Here is an 18,527-nt window from a genome sequence, read left to right as displayed (position 1 = left end):
ATCTCAGGGTGGTCTGGTGCGCAGCCGACCCTCGTAGTCACGCTTACCGAGCGGCACGCCGCGCGAGCGCAGGATGTCGTAAGCGGTGACCGCGTGGAAATGGAAGTTTGGCAGTGAGAAGGAGAGGATGAAGCTCTCCGACGTGAAGGCAAGCCTCCGCGGGCCGATCTGAAGGTCCAGGTGCCTGCCTGCGTACCCGTTAATTTCGTTGGGAGTGAACGCCTCCAGCGCCATTTCCGCTTTGCCGATCATGGCCTGCAGGTCGGCGAAGCGGGCAGGTCCAACCAGGGCGGGAGGGGTGAACGTGCCGGTCCTCAGAGCCTCGACCCTCCACACGGAGTGATGCCATGCCGCTTCGATCTGGAAATGGAAGGGGGCCATGTCGTCGAAGAGGCGGGTGTTCACGACGCTATCGGGATCGACACCCGTGTCTGCGAAATGCGTAGCCGCACGCCCAAGGAAGCCGCCGATGGACCGTATCGTCTGCAGGAAGGTCGGCACGCTGAGGTCATAGAGAAATGTCGACATCGCTTCGCTCGCGAGCAGATTCGATTCCGCATCATAGCCTAGCGATGCCCTGACCGCGACGTGTCATGCAGTCTTGCGGCGCCTGCGCAACAGACCGAGGCCGGCGAAGCCGGCGCCGAGGAGGGCCAGGCTTGCGGGTTCGGGGACGCTGGCCGGAGGTGCGGTGCCGACCTCTATAACCATGCTGTCCGCACCGTCGCCGCGTCCCCAAGTCCAGGTGGAGGTGCCGTTGTTGAAGCCGAGAGCGGACAATGTCGTGTTGTCGAAAGCCGCCGTGCCCGCAATCTGCTCGCCGGAAACGTAGCCCAGTGCCACGACGATCTCGTTGTTCGCCGCCAGAATGTCGGTGCCGAACCCCGTATAGCTGTCCGCCTGCTTCGGGCCGCCGGTGCCGAAGGACGTCGGGCCGGTAAACCCCCCGTAGACATTGATGCCATGATAGACGTCGCCGAATGTCTGAAATCCTATCGAAGTATAGACGGATGTCGTGGCGCCGGCCGTTTGTACTGTAAAAGTCAGGCTGGATGTGTTGAGGGAGCCGGAACCACTCGCCACGACATTGGTGCCGTCTTGATAGACATAGCCGATGTATTCAGCGTGAGCATTGGACGCGGCGAGCATGCCGAGGCTCGCGACAGACAGCGCACTGAAAGCCCGCTTCCTGACGAAACCCATGATGTTTCCCTCAAACAGATGAATTAACAATCTGTTAAGCAAATATCGCGCCTTTAACCAAGCTGTTGTGATGGGGGTGACTTTTTTACGAGTGTTATTTGAGGTGTCAGATTTCTCGACATTTCAGCCGCGACAGGATGACCTTTCCGCTTTATCGAAAGGCCGTCGCGCGCGGGGCGCGTTCGGGCGGCGCTCCGGAAAGATTTCAGTTACCGCCGGCTTTGGGCCAGAGCACCGCTTGGGCCACGATGACATGGTCGCCATTGAAAGTGGCGGCCGGGGAGCCGTGCAGTTCATACCCCAGTGCCAACAACTCAGAGATCCGGCGGCAGAAGGCAGCGTCATCCTTGCCCGTGATCAGGCGATAGCACGGTAGGCCGTCCGGCGGAGTTTGCGACATTCGATACCTCTAGTTTGCTTCGATCCACGAATTGCGGTGATGTCCCTGGATCGTTTCGCATTCTTCGGTTGTGGTCGCAAGTGGGTGACGATAGGCACCGGGAATGAGCGTCGACGCGGGCATAAAAAAATACGCCCGGAAACCCTAGGGTTCCGGGCGTAAGTCAACAGGGAGGCTTCACGTCTGGGAGACGTAGGATCCGAAGACCCTTTTCCCAAGCGCTGGGCCTGGGAACTCGGTGCCGACGACCGGAGCCATCGGCGAAATCCTTGGGAAGTGTGTCGCGTTGGTGTCGCGCCGCGCCGTTCCCGCAGTGCAATAATTGGGCAGTCTGCTTACGGAAACCACCCTTAAATTGGGCAAGTCACCCCTGCGGATAACGCATCGCCCTGATGGTTATTTGACGCTTTCATGACGAACTCTTGCCACAAACATGAAAACACCCGCCGGAGGGGGCGGGCGTTTCATGGATCAGGCCATCGCTATTCCGTCAGGTCAGGCGGGATTCCTGGACCTTGCGGATCAGGAAGTCGCGGAATACGGCGATCCGCTTCGACGGGCGCAGCTCTTCCGGATAGACGAAATAGGCCTCGACCGTCGGTCCCGACAGTTCCGGCAGCACGCGGATGAGGTCGCTCGTCTCCTGGCCCATGTAATTGGGCAGGGAGCCGATGCCGAGGCCGCTCTGCACGGCGCGGTAGATGCCGTAGATGTTGTTGACCTTGAGGATCGGCCGGCGTTCCGCCCCGGGCTTGGCGCCCACTTCCGACAGCCAGTTGATGCTGGGCGTCGGCGGGCGCGAATCGTCGCCGTAGATCACGACGCGATGCTCGTCCAGGTCTTCCGGCCGGGTCGGCGTGCCGTGCTTCTTCAGATAGTCCGGCGATGCGTAGGCGTGCGAGCGCACGGTCATCAGGTGCCGCTGCACCAAGTCGGGCTGGCGCGGCGGCGCCATGCGGATCGCGACGTCCGCCTCGCGCATCGACAGATCGAGCTCGCCGTCGTCGACCAGCAGGCTCAAGGTGATTTCCGGGTAGAGCTCCAGGAATTCGCGGATGCGCGGCGTCAACCAGGCCGAACCGAAGGCGACCGTCGTCGTCACCTTGAGCGGACCCTTGGGCCGGTCCTTGCTTTCCGACAGCATGGCTTCGGTCATCGACAGCTTCGCGAACACGTCGCGCGCCGTGCGGTACAGCAGCTCGCCCTGCTCGGTCAGGATCAGGCCGCGCGCGTGCCGATGAAACAACGGAACCTGCAGGCTTTCTTCCAGCCCGCTGATCTGCCGGCTGACCGCCGACTGGCTGAGGTTCAGCGCATCACCCGCATGGGTGAAGCTGCCAGCCTCCGCGACCGCATGAAAGACCCGCAGCTTGTCCCAATCCATTCCCGTCCCCTGTCGAAACTGGCGTCAGTTGCACGGGCTAAATCGGAAAACCCCCCGGTCCGACGCCTCCCGCTTCCCAACCCCGCGCGCGCATTCACTCGGCAGCGCGCAGCGCCGTCTTGCCCTTCGCCTCGAGGGCCTGGTGCCCGTGAGACTCATGAGCCGCGATGAATTTCTCGGCTTCGAGAGCCGCCATGCATCCCATGCCGGCGGCCGTGACCGCCTGACGATAGATCTTGTCCTTGACGTCGCCGGCGGCGAACACCCCTGGAATGTTGGTCGCGGTCGAATCCGGCCTGGTCACGATATAGCCGTCGGCGTCCAGAGTGATCTGGTCCTTGAAGATGTCGGTGACCGGCGTATGGCCGATCGCGACGAAGAAGCCGTCGACGGCCAGGGCGCTTTCCGCTCCGGTCACCGTGTCCTTCAGCTTCAGGCCCGTAACGCGCGGCGGGTTCTGCTCGCCAACGATTTCCTCGACGGAACTGTTCCAGATCACGCGGATCTTCGGATTGGCGAACAGCCGGTCCTGCATGATCCGCTCCGCACGCAGCGAATCGCGGCGATGGATCAGGGTCACGGTGTCGGCGTGGTTGGTCAGGTAGATCGCTTCCTCGACCGCGGTATTGCCGCCGCCGACGATGGCGATGTTCTTGTTGCGGAAGAAGAACCCGTCGCAGGTGGCGCAGGCCGAAACGCCGAAGCCCCGATAGCGCTCCTCGCTCTCCAGACCCAGCCAGCGCGCCTGGGCGCCGGTCGCGATCACCACGGTCTCGGCCACGAACACGTCGCCGCTGTCGGCGGTGCAGACGAACGGGCGCTGGGAGAAATCGACCGAGGTGATGAGGTCGAACACCATCCTGGTGCCGACATGCTCGGCCTGTTTCTGCATCTGCTCCATGAGCCAGGGACCCTGGATCACGTCGGCGAAGCCCGGGTAATTCTCGACGTCGGTCGTGATCGTCAATTGTCCGCCGGGCTGCATGCCCTGCACCATGATCGGTTGCAGGTTCGCACGCGCCGCGTAGATCGCGGCGGTATAGCCAGCGGGGCCGGCGCCGATGATCAGGACCTTGGTGTGATGACGCTCAGACATGAGAACTCCGGGGCCTCTCGAAGGCCACTACGCTCTGGAGAGTATTGAATGTTGCGCCTGAAACGCAAGAACTAAGGCTCAGAAAGCCTAAGTCTTGTGGGTCGGGCGCATCAGAACCCAAACATATGGTCCAAACTGAACCGCCCGCCCGCGCCGGCAAGCCCATGGTAGCCGAACAGCCGGCAGGTCGTGTCGCGGATCACGACATAGGCCTCGGGCCCGGCGGCGGTACGCTCGTCCGCCGGGAATGTCTCGTGGTACCGCCAGAACAGCGACCCGCCGCAGGGGATCTCGACCCGCCGGCGCGCAACTTCGCGGCCGGTCGCGTCCAACAGCGCGAGGTCGGTCTGGGACAGCGGATGCCACGGGGTCGAGGCCGGATAGACCAGATGGCAGATCGTGTCGAGCGGTGCCTGGCCCAGGCGCAGGAACAGCCGCGTGCTCAGCCCGGGCGGCCGGCCGGCATAGCTCTGCGGCTCGTCCTTGTAGGTCAGCACCGTGTTGAAGATGTGGGCGCCGAAGCTGGTTTCAGCGGCATGGCCGCTCGCCCGGTCCTGATAGCGGAACAAGGCATGCAGCCAGCCGTCGACTTCCTTGCCGGCAGCGAAATCATAGGTCAGCTCGACATGGCCCCACGGCAGGTCGCCCCCGCCGGCCAGCAGCCCGTCCAGCTCCAGGGCGACCGACTCGTGGCGCCCCAGGCTGCCGAACCGGTGCGTGCCGATTGCCCGGCCGGCCGGGTCGTAGAGCGTCGCCTCGACCGGCAGGGTCGCCTGGGTCAGTGCCATCGGTGTCGGCAGCACGTGGCTCGACCATTGGCCGGGCGGCAGGATCGGGGCGGGCAGGATGAAGCCCTTGCCGAACAGCGGACCCAACTCGGCGATCCTGGGATCGGGCTTCAGGTCCGTGCGCTCGACGTTCGGGTGCGCCACGCGGGTGCGGCCGGCCCGGGTCACTTCGTAGCGCGGGCGCACGACATACTTGCCGGCGGCGATCTCGATCTGCTGCGGCCAGCGCGCATCCGGCAGCAGGCTGGCGACGTCGAGCGGCACGGTCGCAAATGGCGCGACCTCGTCGTCGAACGTCACCACCTCGTTATGGCCCATGAGGTTGAGTGCGATGCCGCCGGCGGGAATGGCGATCGGCAGGCTGTTCTGCACCCAAAGCACGACCCGCTCGTCGGCGCGCGGCGCCGGCAGGCCGGCGTAGAAATCTGCAGGCCACGCATTGGCGTCATGGGTGCACGACAGCGACGGGCCGTCTTCCTCGAACGTGTCGAGCGCGTATTTCACCACGTCGTGGCCGGCACCGCCGATCGCGTGGATGAACAGCTGCCCCTCGAACGCCGGCAGATCGAAGCGGGCCCGCACCGTGCGGCTGTCGATCACCACGGCCGACTGGCCCGGCGCCAGCGGCTCGCGCCAGCGCGCCAGCACTTGACCTGCGGCATCGAACAGGGTCAGCGCCAGGGACGTCTGCTTGGCACCATAGTTCGACCAGTAGTTCGCGGTGACGATCCGGGTATGGCTGCCATCGCGATCGCGGAAGAAGGCGAAATTCGTCGCGAAATTCAGCGGATCCAGATAGCTGCGCGGATTGGTCACTAGATCGGCTTCGAGCCGCAGCGCGTCCAGGCTCGTGACCTCGGCACCGGGCGGCAGCAGATGGGCGATCTGCTGGATCAGCCGCTCGGCGTCGAATGCGGCCACGAACACCAGATCGGCGTTCGAGCGCGCAAGGTCGGTCACCGGCTGCGTTGCGAGGCCCAGCCGCTCCTGGCCCAGATCGGTCACCGCCTGGACGAAGACGCCGCCGATCCTGGTCGCGCTCAGATCGCGCAGCGCCGCAAAGCCGGTCGCGAACCCCAGCGGATCGTAAATCGCGACCGAAGGAGCCTCCGCCAGGCGTTGGATCAGGCGCGCCGTCTGGTCCGCGACCGCCGGATGGGTCACGGCCTTGAAAAAGCTGTTGCCGCCCTTGAGCGACGAGAATGTTTCGATCTTGAGCGCCATGAGGTCCGGCTTGCTGGAAAAGGGCTTGGGTCGCCTGGACATAGCGATATGGCGATGATCCGGCCGGCCCGAAACCCCTCTCTTAGCATGGGGGAAGCGATCGGGGCGATAGGCTGGGTCTATGGCCGGCGGGCTCGCGGCTGCGACCTTCGGACCGGCTGGCGCCACATCGGCGCTTTCGGGTAGGGTCGCCCCGCCATGAGAACCAGAAAATCCCCGAGCGCTACGGCCCCTGCGGTCGCAGCCAAGCCGAAGCCCGCGATCATCCCGCGCCGCGAACTCGACCCCAATTTCCGTATCGCGCTGCTGCTCGTCGGCGCGGTCACGTTCCTGCGCCTGCTCTGGCTCGCCGGCCAGCCGATCGACCTCTATCCCGACGAGGCGCAATACTGGGTCTGGGCGCAGAAATTCCAGTTCGGCTATTATTCCAAGCCGCCGATGATCGCCTGGCTGATCTGGGCGACGACCTATCTGTTCGGCACGACCGACCTGGCAGTCAAGATCTCGGCACCGCTGCTCTATGTCGCCACCAGCCTGTTCGTCCATGGCATCGCCAAGCGCCTCTATGACGCGCGTATCGCCGGCTGGTCGACCATCGCCTTCATCACCTTGCCGGCGGTCTCGCTGTCGGCGCTGATCGTGTCGACCGACGTGCCGCTGCTGTTGTGCTGGGCGGCCGCGACCTATGGCTTCGTGCGGGCGCGCGAGCCGGACGGCGGGCGCTGGTGGATCCTGGTCGGCGTCGCCGGCGGCTTGGGCCTGCTGTCGAAATACGCCATGGGCTTCTGGCTGGGGTCGGCGCTGGGCTTCCTGGTGCTGGTGCCGGACGAACGGCGCCACGTGAAGCCGTTCCTGCTCAGCCTGCTGCTGACCGTCGCGGTCTATTCGCCCAATTTCATCTGGAACGCGAGCAATGGCTTCGTCAGCTATCTGCACACCCGCGACAATGCCAACGTACGCGACTACGGCCTGCACCCGGGGGCTTTCGCCGAGTTTGCCGGGGCACAGTTCGCCGTGTTCGGGCCGATCTTCCTCGCGACCCTGATCGTCATCGCGGTCCGGGCGCGACAGGTCGGCGCCGATCGGCGGGCGCTGCTGCTGATGAGTTTCGCGCTGCCGACGCTCGCCATCATGCTGGTCGAGGCGATGCTGTCGCGCGCCCAGCCGAACTGGTCGGCACCGACCTATCTGACCGCCACCATCCTGGTCGTGGCCTATCTGAACCAGAAGGGCCGCGACGGCCTGGTGCAATGGTCCGTCGTGCTGCATGTGACGCTGTGCGTGCTGCTGCTGGGCGCGCGCGACATCGCGTCGGCGGTCGGCCACCCGCTGTCCGGTAAGCAGGATCCGCTGCATCGGGTGCGCGGCTGGCAGACGCTCGGCACCAGCCTGTCGCAGATCCGCCTGCAGCACCTGGAGCTGCCGCTGCTGGCCGACCAGCGTGAGCTGATGGCGGCGCTGATCTACTACATGCAGCCGCATCCGTTCGACATGCGCATGTGGAATCCGGCCGGGCACGTGAAGAACGGCTTCGAGATGGACGATAGCCTGGCGGCCGCACCGGGCGGCGACTATCTGTGGATCACCCAGCGCACCGGCCCGGCGCTCGACGAGGTCTTCAACCGGTTCGACGCCCATGTCCCGGTCGCCCATGTGGTGGTGCCGGCCGGCGGACCGACGCGCGACGTGACGGTCTACAAGCTGACCGGCTTCAAGGGCTATGCCGATCCGGGCTCCTGAGCGGGCTCGCGGACGCCAGCTCCGCGATCGTGAATTCGTGCGCCAGCACCGGCGCGCCGGTCGGGGCATGGGGCGCACTGCGGAACTGGTACATGACCTGCATCGCCTGATGGTCTTCCTTGCGGAAGATCATGCCGCCTTTGGGCGTCGCGAAATGCAGGCCCTCCAGGCTCGCGACCAGCGCGTCGGCATCCGGGGTCGATGCCGCCCGCAGGGCCGAGACCAGCGCCAGGGCGGCCGTCATGCCGTCGGCGACGGCACCGTCGGGATAGGTCCGGTGGCGGCGCCGCCAAGCCGCGACCAGCCAGTCGTTCTCGCGGTTGTGCGGCATGGTGTGGAAATAGGACGTGATCCCCTCGATCGGGGTCTGCGGCAGCGGCGCATTCGGATCGATGTCGCCGCCGAACGCGAGCCGGACGCCGAACCGGCCGGGGTCGGTCGCGGCGATCGACTGGATCGGCGGTGAGCTGGACCAGATCGTGAGCAGCGTCCTGCCGCCATGGAGGTCGTGCAGCCCGTCGAATTCGGCACTCAGAAGGGTGCCGACGTCCGTCGTGCCCGGCGGAACCAGCCGGGATCCGATCAGGAACCCTCCGTCGCCATGGTCGCCCCACAGGGTCTTGAGCGCCGCCACCGCGTCCGCGCCGTCGCGTGTGTCCTCGGCCGCGACGAACAGGTTGAGTTCCGGGCGGGCCAGCGCCAGCGCTTCGGCGAGTGCCTGCTGGCCGGCACTGGCAGCCGTGCGGAAGACGTAGCGATTGCCGCCCGTGATCAGGTCCGCGCGCGCCGTGGCGACGAGCAGGATATGCTTGGACGACGCGGCGACGGACAACATCGCGATGACGTCTTCCGATGGCCCCGAGGCCACGGCGATGTCGGCCTTGCCATCCCGATAGGATGCTGCGAGTTGGCTCGCCGCATCCTCGGCGCCATGGCTCTGGACGATGGTGACCGCGAGAGGATGGCCGCCAACCGCACGGGTGCCGTGGGTCGCATAGTCGAGGCCGAGCCGAAACCCCTCCTCGCCTTGTATCGCCGCCGATCGGGCCGCGTCGGCATAATCCTCGATCAGCGCGATGCGCAGAGGATCCGCCGCTGCCGGCCCAGGAAGCATCATGGCGAGAAGGATGCCCAATCCGAGCAGGCGCATCATCGTCCTTCCGGTCTGTTCCGCCGCGTGGCCGGATGATGCGCCTGTTCCGGGCTTTGGACTAGCGGCCCAGCAATCGCTGGCGCCACGACACCGCGGATCGAACCTGCAGCACCCCGGCCTTGAGATCGGCGAGTGCCAAGCCGGACCGGGTGAAGACGCCGCGGATATAGGCGGTCACCAGAATCGCCAGAAAGGCGGCACCGATCGTGTCGCTGAGGAAATGCTGGGTCGTGGCGATCCGGCTCAAGGCGATCAGCGCCACGAACAGCGCATAGGCCGCGACGTGGCGTGGCCACAGCATGGTCAGGGCGGCGGCGAGGGCGGCCACGTTGGTCACGTGGCCCGACGGGAACGACCAATGGTCGCTGCGGAACGACAGGCCGGTCAGGCCGAAGCTGCCGTCCAAGAACAACAGCTTCGGCCGCGTTCGGCCCAGGATGATCTTGACGATATCGGCGACCAGGCCGCTGACCAGCACGGACAGGAATACGAACGTCGGGACCAGCGACCAGGCGACCAGGCGCTCGCGCAGGGCGCCGGCGCGCGGGGCCCGGGACGCCGCCCAGAGCCCGAACCCCAGCACGGCCGAAATCACCAGCCAGCCCCAGCCGAGCCCGAACTGGGTGATCCAGCGAAACCACAGCACCAGCCGGTCGTCGTCGGCCTTGAAATAGAGCGCCAAGGGCCGATCGATCCAGGCGACGGACACGACGATCGCGACCAGGGCCGCGCTGCCGCCGATGAGCCAGCCCCGGCGCGGCGAGGGGGGCAGGTTGTGCAGTTGGTCGACCGTGCCGGTCAGCGTCGCGGTCAGGCGGCGCGCGAGCCGACGCGTCCAGAGCCGGTCCAGCCCGTCGGCCTCGACGACCCAGCGGTGCAGGCCCCAGGTGACCGCGCCGACCAGCAGGGCGGCGAAGACGTTGTCCGACAGGAAATGCCCGCCCTGGCCGATCCGCACCAGGGCGACGAGCGTCCCGAAGCCGAGCGCGGTGCCGGTCACCCATTGTCGCCGGCGCCGGGTCGCGGGCAGGAAGCCCAGGCCGACCAGCGAAAAAGCCATGGCGCCGTGTCCCGATGGAAACGAGCAATTATGACCGCACTGGTCGCTCGGCTGCAGGACGGGCGTGAATTGCTTGGTGCCGCCGAACTGTACGACCTGGTTCGGCCGCGCCCGGCCCCAATGGTCCTTCAGCACCGTGTTGGTCAAGAGGCCCGGCCCGATCGCGATGCTGAGCAGCAGGAACGGGATGGTGCGCCGGTCGAACGGGCCGATCGCGCGTCCCAGGATCCAGCCGATGAGCGCCAGCAGCAACAAGCCTATGACCAAGGCCCAGGTGACGATCGGCACCGTATCGTAGATCGCGCGGAACGGCGCCCAGTCGCGCAGGAAAAAGCCGCCGTCCGGGCGCCAGAACAGCCCGCTGACCCACAGGTCGAGCCCGGGAAACGTCATGAACAGCAACCCGGCGAGGACGGTGCCGGCGAGCAGCAGCAGCGGGACCGGCAGGCGGGTCAGGTCGGCCATAACCCACGGTCCTGCATGATCTGGCGGATCCGCGCGCCGGCGGCGCCGGTATCGTCCTGCGGCGTGTAGCGCCAGCTGTCCAGGCGCCCGTCGAAAGGCCGGGTGATACCGGCGACGCGCATGGCTTGATGGAATCGCTCGAACTTCTTCGAGCCGCCTTCCAGCGGCAGCACATGGACCGGTTTGCCCGATGCGCTCGCCTCGGTGATCATCGAAACCGAGTCGGCGGTCACCAGGATGTGGTCGGCCAAGCCCAGAAAGCCGAAATAGGGATTCTCGCCGGTGCCGGACCAGATCTCGACCTGTGGCCCTTGGACGCGCGCGCGCAGGATCGACTCGGCTGCAGCCCCGGTGCGGCGCGATGTCGTGATCATCAGCCCGGCCCCGCTCGCGACCAGGGTCTCCAACTGGTCGGCGATGCCGTTCATGATTTCCGGCGTCAGGCGATAGACGCCGTTGTCGCCGCCGATCACCACGGCGATGCGCGGATGGGGCAGATGGCCGAGGCGCGGGGCCCAGAGCGCCGCCGCGGCCGCGAGCTTGGCCGGCGTCACCGGATGGACCGCGCCCAGCGAGACCATGACGTTCGGCCCGCGCACCTTGTCGTGATCGGACACGATCATCAGGTCGAAGCGGGCCGGCGGGATCTTCGGATCCTGGATCTGCACGACCACGGTCCGCCCCTGGTTCTTGCGCCGGATCGCCAGCGCCGGGGCGGCCGAGCGTCCGCCGGCTGCAATCACCAGCCGCGGCCACGGTGGGGACAGGCGGTCGCCCGCGCGGCTGGCCGCGGCCGTGCCGTTCCACCATAAAAGCGGGGGCAGACCCTTCCAGGGGTAGCGAATCGTGAGCTTCTTTTCCTCGAACGGCAGGCCAACGGATTCGGCGACTCCGACCAATTGGCTGCGCAGCCCGACCTTGCCGTCATAGAGGAGCCAGACATCCGCGCTCACGATATTTTCCCCGCCGATCTCCCATGCGCACGGTTCAGATGTGTTGATTTGGCCGCACAATTTGTAAGATAGTTGCCCAAATTTTTTTGGGGGCTCAATACATGCGTCGAATTAAGCTCGACAGGATCGATCGGCGGATCCTGCGGGATTTGCAGGATGACGGCCGGATGACCAACGTGGAACTGGCGCGGCGCGCCGGGATTTCGGCACCGCCTTGCCTGCGTCGCGTCCGGGCTTTGGAAGAGGCGGGCTACATCAAGGGCTATCACGCGGCGATCGAACCCGACGCGCTGGGCTATGGCGTCACGGTGTTCGCCCATGTCGGGCTGGTCAGCCAGGCCGAAGGCGACCTGAAGGCATTCGAAGACCTCGTCGGCGGCTGGCCGGAAGTGCGCGAGGCGCACATGCTGGCCGGCGAAACCGATTTCCTGCTGAAGGTCGTGGCGACGGACTGGGACAACTACCACAAGTTCCTCACCACCAAGCTTACGACCGCACCCAACGTCAGCCACGTGAAATCGGCGCTCGCCATCCGGTCGAGCAAATACGCGGTCGGCGTGCCGATCGACGTGGACGCGATCGACGAGAACTGATCGCCGAAGGCGGGCAAGACGACGGGGGCGCGGACCGATGTCCGCGCCCCTTCTCTCTTTGAGGCCGGTTCGACCCGTCATGGCCGCAAGCGATGCAAGCCCGAGCCCCTGGATTCCCGCCAGGGCGGGAGTGGCCGGAGCAGGGCGGCCCGTCTCAGAACAGGACCTTGACGATCTCGTAGGATTTGGCGCCGCGCGGCGTGGTCACCTCGACGCTCTCCTTGGCCTGCTTGCCGATGAGCGCCCGACCGAGCGGCGACGTGACCGAGAGAAGCCCCTGCTTGATGTCGGCCTCGTCCTCGCCGACGATCTGGTACTTCGTCTCTTCGTCGGTTTCTTCGTCGGCCAGCACGACGGTCGCGCCGAACTTGACGGCGGCGCCCGACAGCTTGCTCACGTCGATCACCTCGGCCCGGGAGATCTTGTCCTCAAGCTCGAGGACGCGGCCCTCGATGAAGGACTGCCGTTCGCGTGCCGCGTGATATTCGGCGTTCTCGGAAAGATCGCCATGTTCGCGCGCCTCGGCGATCGCCCGGATCACGGCCGGTCGGTCAATGGTCTTCAGGCGGCGCAGTTCATCCTGCATCCGGCTGAAACCGCCCACGGTCATAGGAACTCTTTGCATTTCTTCGACGGCCTGACCTGAATTTCGGCGATGCGGGAATAAGAAACCGTCCTTACGCGGGGGTCCCACCCCGCTCGGACGGCCCACCAAAATAGGATTGAAGGGCGGCAACTTCAAGGCTGCCGCTCTTCAAGGCCTGAATCGCATGAACCGAGGCCTTCGCACCGGCCAGAGTCGTGTAGTACGGAATGGTGTGGGTCAGCGCGGTGCGGCGCAGGCTGAAGCTGTCGCTGATCGCCTGGCTGCCCTCGGTCGTGTTGAAGATCAGCTGAACGCCGCCGGACACCATCCGGTCGACGATGTGCGGCCGGCCTTCCAGCACCTTGTTGACGATGTCGACCGGAAGTCCTGCGTCCTTGAGCAGCGCGCCGGTGCCGCTGGTCGCGACCAGCTTGAAGCCCATCTCGACCAGTTTGCGGCACGGTTCGATCACGCCCGCCTTGTCACGGTCGCGCACCGAGACGAACACGGTGCCCGCGAGCGGTAGCGACACGCCGGAGCCGAGCTGCGACTTGGCAAAGGCCCGGCCGAAGTCGAAATCGAGGCCCATGACCTCGCCGGTCGACTTCATTTCCGGTCCCAGCAACAGGTCGACGCCGGGGAAGCGGTTGAATGGGAAGACCGCTTCCTTGACCGCCACGTGGCGGATGTCGGGCCGCATCGCCGGGACCAGGCTGCGCAGTGCCTCGCCGGCCATCACGCGCGCCGCGATCTTGGCGATCTGCACGCCGGTCGCCTTGGCGACGAACGGCACGGTGCGGGACGCGCGCGGGTTCACTTCCAGCACGAAGACCGTGCCGTCCTTGATCGCGTATTGGACGTTCATCAGCCCGACCACGCCCAGCTTCAGCGCCATGGCGCTGGTCTGGCGTTCGATCTCGGCGATGATCTCGGCCGACAGGGAATAGGGCGGCAGCGAGCAGGCGCTGTCGCCCGAATGGATGCCGGCCTCTTCGATATGCTCCATGATGCCGGCGACATAGACGTCCGTGCCGTCCGACAGTGCATCGACGTCGACCTCGATCGCGTCCGACAGGTAGCGGTCGAGCAGGATGGGGCCGGTCGACGAGATCTTGGCGGCATTTTCCATGTAGCGCTTCAACTGCGGCATGCCATGGACGATCTCCATGGCGCGGCCGCCCAGCACGTAGGACGGGCGCATCACCAGCGGGAAGCCCAGCTTCTCGGCCACGCCCACGGCTTCGTCGGACGAATAGGCCGTGCCGTTTTCCGGCTGCAGCAGGTGCAGGTCCTCCAGGAAATGCTGGAAGCGCCGGCGATCCTCGGCCAGATCGATCGCGTCGGGCGAGGTCCCAAGGATCGGGATTTCCGCGGCTTCGAGGGCTGCCGCCAGCTTCAGCGGGGTCTGGCCGCCGAACTGCACGATGCAGCCCAAGACGGTGCCCTTGGATTGCTCGACCCGCACCAGCTCGATCACGTCCTCGGCGGTAAGCGGCTCGAAATACAGCCGGTCCGACGTGTCGTAATCGGTCGAGACGGTCTCGGGGTTGCAATTGACCATGATGGTCTCGATGCCGGCCTCGCGCAGGCTGTAGGCGGCATGGACGCAGCAATAGTCGAACTCGATGCCCTGGCCGATGCGGTTCGGACCGCCGCCCAGGATCACGACCTTCTTGCGGTCCGTCGGATCCGACTCGTTCTCGGCCGGCGACAGGCCGTCGCCCTCGTAAGTCGAATACATGTAGGGCGTGTTGGACGCGAACTCCGCGGCGCAGGTGTCTATGCGCTTGTAGACCGGGCGGATGTTCAGCTTGTGCCGCAGCGCCGTCACGTGCGCCTCGGTCGTGCCGGCCAGCTCGGCCAGGCGCGCATCGCCGAAGCCCTGCTTTTTGAGCGCATGGAACTCGAACGCGTTCTGGGGCAGGCCATGCTGGCGGACCGTCGCTTCGGTCGCGACGATCGCCTGGATCTGGCGCAGGAACCACGGCTCGTACTTGCAGGCGGCGTGGATCTCTTCGACCGTCAGGCCGTGGCGGAACGCCTGGGCGATGACCAGCAACCGGTCCGGCGTCGGCTGGGCGAGAGCGGCGCGCACCGCATCCTTGTTCTCGCCGCCGGCGATGACGATCTCGTTGAAGCCGGTGAGGCCGGTCTCGAGCGAGCGCAGCGCCTTCTGGACGCTTTCGGCAAAGCTGCGACCGATCGCCATGCATTCGCCGACCGACTTCATCGAGGTCGACAGCAGCGGTGCCGTGCCCGGGAACTTCTCGAAGGCGAAGCGCGGGATCTTGGTCACGACATAGTCGATGGTCGGCTCGAACGAGGCCGGGGTGACCTTGGTGATCTCGTTCCTGAGCTCGTCCAGCGTGTAGCCGACCGCGAGCAGGGCCGCGACCTTGGCGATCGGGAAGCCGGTCGCCTTCGACGCGAGCGCCGAGGACCGGCTGACGCGGGGGTTCATCTCGATGACGACCAGGCGCCCGTCGGCCGGATTGACCGCGAACTGCACGTTCGAGCCGCCGGTGTCGACGCCGATCTCGCGCAGCACCGCGATCGAGGCGTCGCGCATCATCTGGTATTCTTTGTCGGTCAAGGTCAGAGCGGGGGCGACCGTGATGCTGTCGCCGGTATGCACGCCCATCGGATCGATGTTCTCGATCGAGCAGATGATGATGCAATTGTCCGCGCGGTCGCGGACCACCTCCATCTCGTATTCCTTCCAGCCCAGCACCGATTCCTCGATCAGCACTTCGCTGGTCGGCGATGCGCGCAGGCCGCCCTTGACGATGTCCTCGTATTCTTCGGTGTTGTAGGCGATGCCGCCGCCGGTGCCGCCCATCGTGAAGGACGGTCGGATGATGGCGGGCAGGCCGATCTCGTCCATCACCAGGCGCGCGTCGTCGATCGTCTTCACGGCGCGGGACTTCGGCGACTTCAGGCCGATCTTGTCCATGGCGTCGCGGAACAGCTGGCGATCCTCGGCCTTGGCGATGGCCTCTTCCTTGGCGCCGATCAGTTCGACACCGTAACGTTCCAAGGTGCCGTCCTTGGCCAGCGCCAGCGCGGTGTTGAGCGCGGTCTGGCCGCCCATGGTCGGCAACAGGGCGTCGGGCCGCTCGGCCGCAATCACCTTGGCGACCATCTCGGGCGTGATCGGCTCGATGTAGGTTGCGTCCGCCAGGTCCGGATCGGTCATGATCGTCGCCGGATTGGAATTGACCAGGATGATCCGGTAGCCCTCGGCGCGCAGCGCCTTGCACGCCTGGGCGCCGGAATAGTCGAACTCGCAGGCCTGGCCGATGACGATCGGGCCGGCGCCGATGATCAGGATCGACTTGATATCGGTCCGCTTAGCCATGCTTCTTCGCTCCCGTTTCGGCGGAGTGGTCGTCGATCAGGCGCACGAAGCGCTCGAACAGGTAGTTGCTGTCCTGAGGCCCCGGCGAGGCCTCGGGATGGTGCTGTACCGAGAAGACCGGCCTGTCGGTCATGCGGAAACCCTCGTTCGTGCCGTCGAACAGCGAGACGTGGGTGACGACCGTGTTGACCGGCAGGCTCTCGGGCACGACGCGGAACCCGTGGTTCTGGCTGGTGATCTCGACCTTGCCGGTCTCCAGGTCCTTGACCGGGTGGTTGGCGCCGCGATGGCCGTTGGACATCTTGGTGGTCGTGCCGCCGATGGCGAGGCTCAGCAGCTGATGGCCGAGGCAGATGCCGAAGATCGGCTTGCCGGTCTCGATCAGGGTCTTCAGCACCGGCACGGCATATTCGCCGGTCGCGGCCGGATCGCCCGGGCCGTTCGACAGGAAGATGCCGTCGGGCTCGTGGCGCAGGATCTCGTCGGCCGTGGCGGTGGCCGGCACGACCGTGACCCGGCAGCCGTTCGCCGCCAAGGTGCGCAGGATGTTGTGTTTGGCGCCGTAGTCGACGGCGACGACATGGCGCTTGGGCGCCTCCAGTGTGCCGTAGCCGCCGTCGAGGCTCCAGCGCGTCTGCTCCCAGGCATAGGTCTGCCGGCAGCTGACTTCCAGTGCCAGGTCCATGCCTTCGAGCCCCGGCCAGCCCTGGGCCTGGGCCAGCAGCGCGTCGATGTCGATGTTGCCGTCGGGCGCATGGACGATGGCGCCGTTCGGCGGACCCTTGTCGCGGATGCGCCGGGTCAGCGCGCGGGTGTCGATGCCGGCGAGGCCGATCAGGTTGTTCTTCTTCAGCCAGTTGTCGAAGCCCTGTACGGCGCGCCAGTTGGCCGGGTCGGTGATGTCGGTGCGGATGACGAGGCCGCGGGCGGCGGCGGTCGTGGTCTCGGTATCCTCGGGATTGGCGCCAACGTTGCCGATGTGCGGGAAGGTGAAGGTGATGATCTGACCGGCGTAGGACGGATCGGTCATGATCTCCTGGTAGCCGGTGATCGAGGTGTTGAAGCAGACCTCGCCCACCTGGGTGCCCACGGCGCCGACGCCGCGTCCCCAATAGACCGTTCCATCATTCAACACCAAGGCGGCGGTGGCGCCGGGTGGGCGCGGTGGGCGCGACGTCGCGCTGACGGTCTCGGACATGGGACGGCTCCTCGATCGAAAAGGTCGTGCTTACCTTTAGATGCGCGTCGACCCCCCGTGGGCAAAGCCGACAGGGAGGACACCGCATCTCGCGGCAAAACCGACCTCTTAAGGGTCACCGGGGGAACATGGCCCGGCGAGCTTTTCGAGTAGTCCCTGAGGCAAATGGCGTCAAGCGCGACGTCCGGTTTTGCGGCTGGGGGCAGCATTGCAACGCAACCGGCGCATACCGGGGTGTCGCCCGAATGGCACGGACGAGATTTGCCGAATCGGTTCTGCCAATCGCCGCAAAAGACGATAGAATGCCGCCCCGCTTATTAATTGAGGACGATGCCGATGATCCGCCAATCCCTGACCGATGCGGTGAAAGAGGCCATGAAGGCGCGCGACCAGCGGGCGACCTCCACCCTGCGCATGGTCCAGGCCAAGCTCAAGGACAAGGACATCGAGGCGCGGGGCAACGGCAATCCCGATGGAATCGATGACCCGGCCGTGCTGTCCGTCCTGCAAGGCATGATCAAGCAGCGCCGCGAGAGCATCGAGCTTTACAAGCAAGGCAACCGTCCCGACCTGGTGGACCAGGAAGCGGCCGAGATCGCCGTCATCGAACGTTTCCTGCCGCAGCAGATGGACGAAGCCACGACCAAAGCCGCGATCAAGACCGTGATCGGCGAGATCGGCGCCGGCGGGATCAAGGACATGGGCCGCACCATGGCGGCGCTCAAGGAACGCCATGCCGGCGAGATGGATTTCCAGAAGGCGAGCGCCCTCGTCAAGGAAGCGCTGACCGCCGCCTGATCCACCGCCAGACCGCCCGACGACATGGCCTTCCCGCCCGGCTTCCTCGACGAGATCCGCATCCGCGTCTCGTTGCCCGACGTGATCGGCCGCAAGGTCCGGCTGGTCAAGAAAGGCCGGGAATACAGCGGCCTCTGCCCGTTCCATAACGAGAAGTCGCCGTCCTTCACGGTGAACGACGAGAAGGGTTTCTTCCACTGCTTCGGCTGCGGCGCCCATGGCGACGTCATCGGCTATGTCATGCAGTCGCAGAACCTGGGCTTTCTCGAAGCGGTCGAGGCGCTGGCCGGCGAGGCGGGTCTGGAAGTGCCGCGGGCCACGCCGCAGGAGCGCGAGCGGGTCTTCAAGCAGAAGACCCTGGTCGAGGTCATGGAGGCCGCGGCCGGGTTCTTCCAGGCCCAGCTCGACAGCCAGGGCGGCGCTGCGGCGCGCGCCTACCTGGACCAGCGCGGGCTCGACCGGGCGGCGATCGAACGGTTCCGGCTGGGCTATGCGCCGGGCTTCTCAGCTGCGATCGAGCGCAGCGAT

16 protein-coding genes are annotated in these 18,527 nt (G+C 66.0%); 4 read left to right on the top strand and 12 right to left on the bottom strand.

What is annotated here, in order from left to right:
* Positions 1 to 3 precede the first annotated feature (3 nt).
* The 6 genes from VGV37_RS01780 to VGV37_RS01755 all read right to left on the bottom strand — a co-directional run bounded on the left by VGV37_RS01780 (position 4) and on the right by VGV37_RS01755 (position 6,137).
* Positions 4 to 528 (bottom strand): DUF1993 domain-containing protein, encoded by a 525-nt coding sequence (locus VGV37_RS01780; protein ID WP_326877888.1) that lies wholly within the window; start codon positions 526 to 528, stop codon positions 4 to 6.
* A 63-nt stretch (positions 529 to 591) separates the two neighbouring features.
* Positions 592 to 1,203, bottom strand: a complete 612-nt coding sequence (locus tag VGV37_RS01775; RefSeq protein WP_326877887.1) for a VPLPA-CTERM sorting domain-containing protein — start codon at positions 1,201 to 1,203, stop codon at positions 592 to 594.
* 205 nt (positions 1,204 to 1,408) lie between these two features.
* On the bottom strand, positions 1,409 to 1,603 hold the full coding sequence (locus VGV37_RS01770; protein WP_326877886.1) for a DUF1737 domain-containing protein: 195 nt from the start codon (positions 1,601 to 1,603) through the stop codon (positions 1,409 to 1,411).
* 490 nt (positions 1,604 to 2,093) lie between these two features.
* Positions 2,094 to 2,987, bottom strand: a complete 894-nt coding sequence (locus VGV37_RS01765) for a LysR family transcriptional regulator (protein WP_326877885.1) — start codon at positions 2,985 to 2,987, stop codon at positions 2,094 to 2,096.
* A 94-nt stretch (positions 2,988 to 3,081) separates the two neighbouring features.
* Positions 3,082 to 4,083 (bottom strand): thioredoxin-disulfide reductase, encoded by a 1,002-nt coding sequence (gene trxB, locus VGV37_RS01760; RefSeq protein ID WP_326877884.1) that lies wholly within the window; start codon positions 4,081 to 4,083, stop codon positions 3,082 to 3,084.
* Between the two features lie 110 nt (positions 4,084 to 4,193).
* Positions 4,194 to 6,137, bottom strand: a complete 1,944-nt coding sequence (locus VGV37_RS01755) for a hypothetical protein (RefSeq protein ID WP_326877883.1) — start codon at positions 6,135 to 6,137, stop codon at positions 4,194 to 4,196.
* A gap of 156 nt (positions 6,138 to 6,293) precedes the next feature.
* Between VGV37_RS01755 and VGV37_RS01750 the strand changes: the two genes are divergently transcribed.
* Positions 6,294 to 7,835 (top strand): glycosyltransferase family 39 protein, encoded by a 1,542-nt coding sequence (locus VGV37_RS01750; RefSeq protein WP_326877882.1) that lies wholly within the window; start codon positions 6,294 to 6,296, stop codon positions 7,833 to 7,835.
* Here VGV37_RS01750 and VGV37_RS01745 read toward each other — a convergent pair.
* The 3 genes from VGV37_RS01745 to VGV37_RS01735 are packed head-to-tail and all read right to left on the bottom strand — an operon-like array spanning position 7,807 to position 11,466.
* On the bottom strand, positions 7,807 to 8,988 hold the full coding sequence (locus tag VGV37_RS01745; protein WP_326877881.1) for an ABC transporter substrate-binding protein: 1,182 nt from the start codon (positions 8,986 to 8,988) through the stop codon (positions 7,807 to 7,809). The two genes, VGV37_RS01750 and VGV37_RS01745, sit on opposite strands and share 29 nt — an antisense overlap.
* A gap of 58 nt (positions 8,989 to 9,046) precedes the next feature.
* Entirely contained in the window at positions 9,047 to 10,513 is a 1,467-nt protein-coding gene (locus VGV37_RS01740; protein WP_326877880.1) for a phosphatase PAP2 family protein, read from the bottom strand.
* A complete protein-coding gene (locus VGV37_RS01735; RefSeq protein WP_326877879.1) occupies positions 10,501 to 11,466 on the bottom strand; it encodes a mitochondrial fission ELM1 family protein in 966 nt (321 codons plus the stop codon). The genes VGV37_RS01740 and VGV37_RS01735 overlap by 13 nt, the downstream gene beginning before the upstream one ends.
* A 101-nt stretch (positions 11,467 to 11,567) precedes the next feature.
* Between VGV37_RS01735 and VGV37_RS01730 the strand changes: the two genes are divergently transcribed.
* The gene (locus VGV37_RS01730) at positions 11,568 to 12,059 is read left to right on the top strand and encodes an Lrp/AsnC family transcriptional regulator (RefSeq protein WP_326877878.1); all 492 of its coding nucleotides are present in this window, start codon (positions 11,568 to 11,570) and stop codon (positions 12,057 to 12,059) included.
* Between the two features lie 154 nt (positions 12,060 to 12,213).
* Here VGV37_RS01730 and greA read toward each other — a convergent pair whose 3' ends face one another.
* From greA to carA, 3 genes are read right to left on the bottom strand one after another with little or no spacing between them, the layout of a single operon-like run.
* Positions 12,214 to 12,684 carry a transcription elongation factor GreA gene (greA, locus tag VGV37_RS01725; RefSeq protein WP_326877911.1) on the bottom strand — a complete coding sequence of 157 codons (471 nt, stop codon included), beginning with the start codon at positions 12,682 to 12,684 and terminating at the stop codon, positions 12,214 to 12,216.
* A gap of 52 nt (positions 12,685 to 12,736) precedes the next feature.
* Positions 12,737 to 16,003, bottom strand: a complete 3,267-nt coding sequence (gene carB / locus VGV37_RS01720; RefSeq protein ID WP_326877877.1) for a carbamoyl-phosphate synthase large subunit — start codon at positions 16,001 to 16,003, stop codon at positions 12,737 to 12,739.
* Positions 15,996 to 17,201 (bottom strand): glutamine-hydrolyzing carbamoyl-phosphate synthase small subunit, encoded by a 1,206-nt coding sequence (gene carA / locus VGV37_RS01715; protein WP_326877876.1) that lies wholly within the window; start codon positions 17,199 to 17,201, stop codon positions 15,996 to 15,998. The genes carB and carA overlap by 8 nt, the downstream gene beginning before the upstream one ends.
* Positions 17,202 to 17,537: 336 nt before the next feature.
* Between carA and VGV37_RS01710 the strand changes: the two genes are divergently transcribed.
* Both VGV37_RS01710 and VGV37_RS01705 read left to right on the top strand, forming a co-directional pair.
* On the top strand, positions 17,538 to 17,999 hold the full coding sequence (locus VGV37_RS01710) for a GatB/YqeY domain-containing protein (protein WP_326877875.1): 462 nt from the start codon (positions 17,538 to 17,540) through the stop codon (positions 17,997 to 17,999).
* Positions 18,000 to 18,023: 24 nt separating this feature from the next.
* Positions 18,024 to 18,527, top strand: a 504-nt coding sequence (locus tag VGV37_RS01705; protein ID WP_326877874.1) for a CHC2 zinc finger domain-containing protein, incomplete at its 3' end; no start/stop codon positions are given.

This window comes from Aliidongia sp. (assembly GCF_035943795.1).
Lineage (GTDB): Bacteria > Pseudomonadota > Alphaproteobacteria > ATCC43930 > CGMCC-115725 > Aliidongia.
The sequence above is the reverse complement of the archived record's forward strand: the minus strand, read 5'-3'. Positions and strand labels throughout refer to the sequence as shown.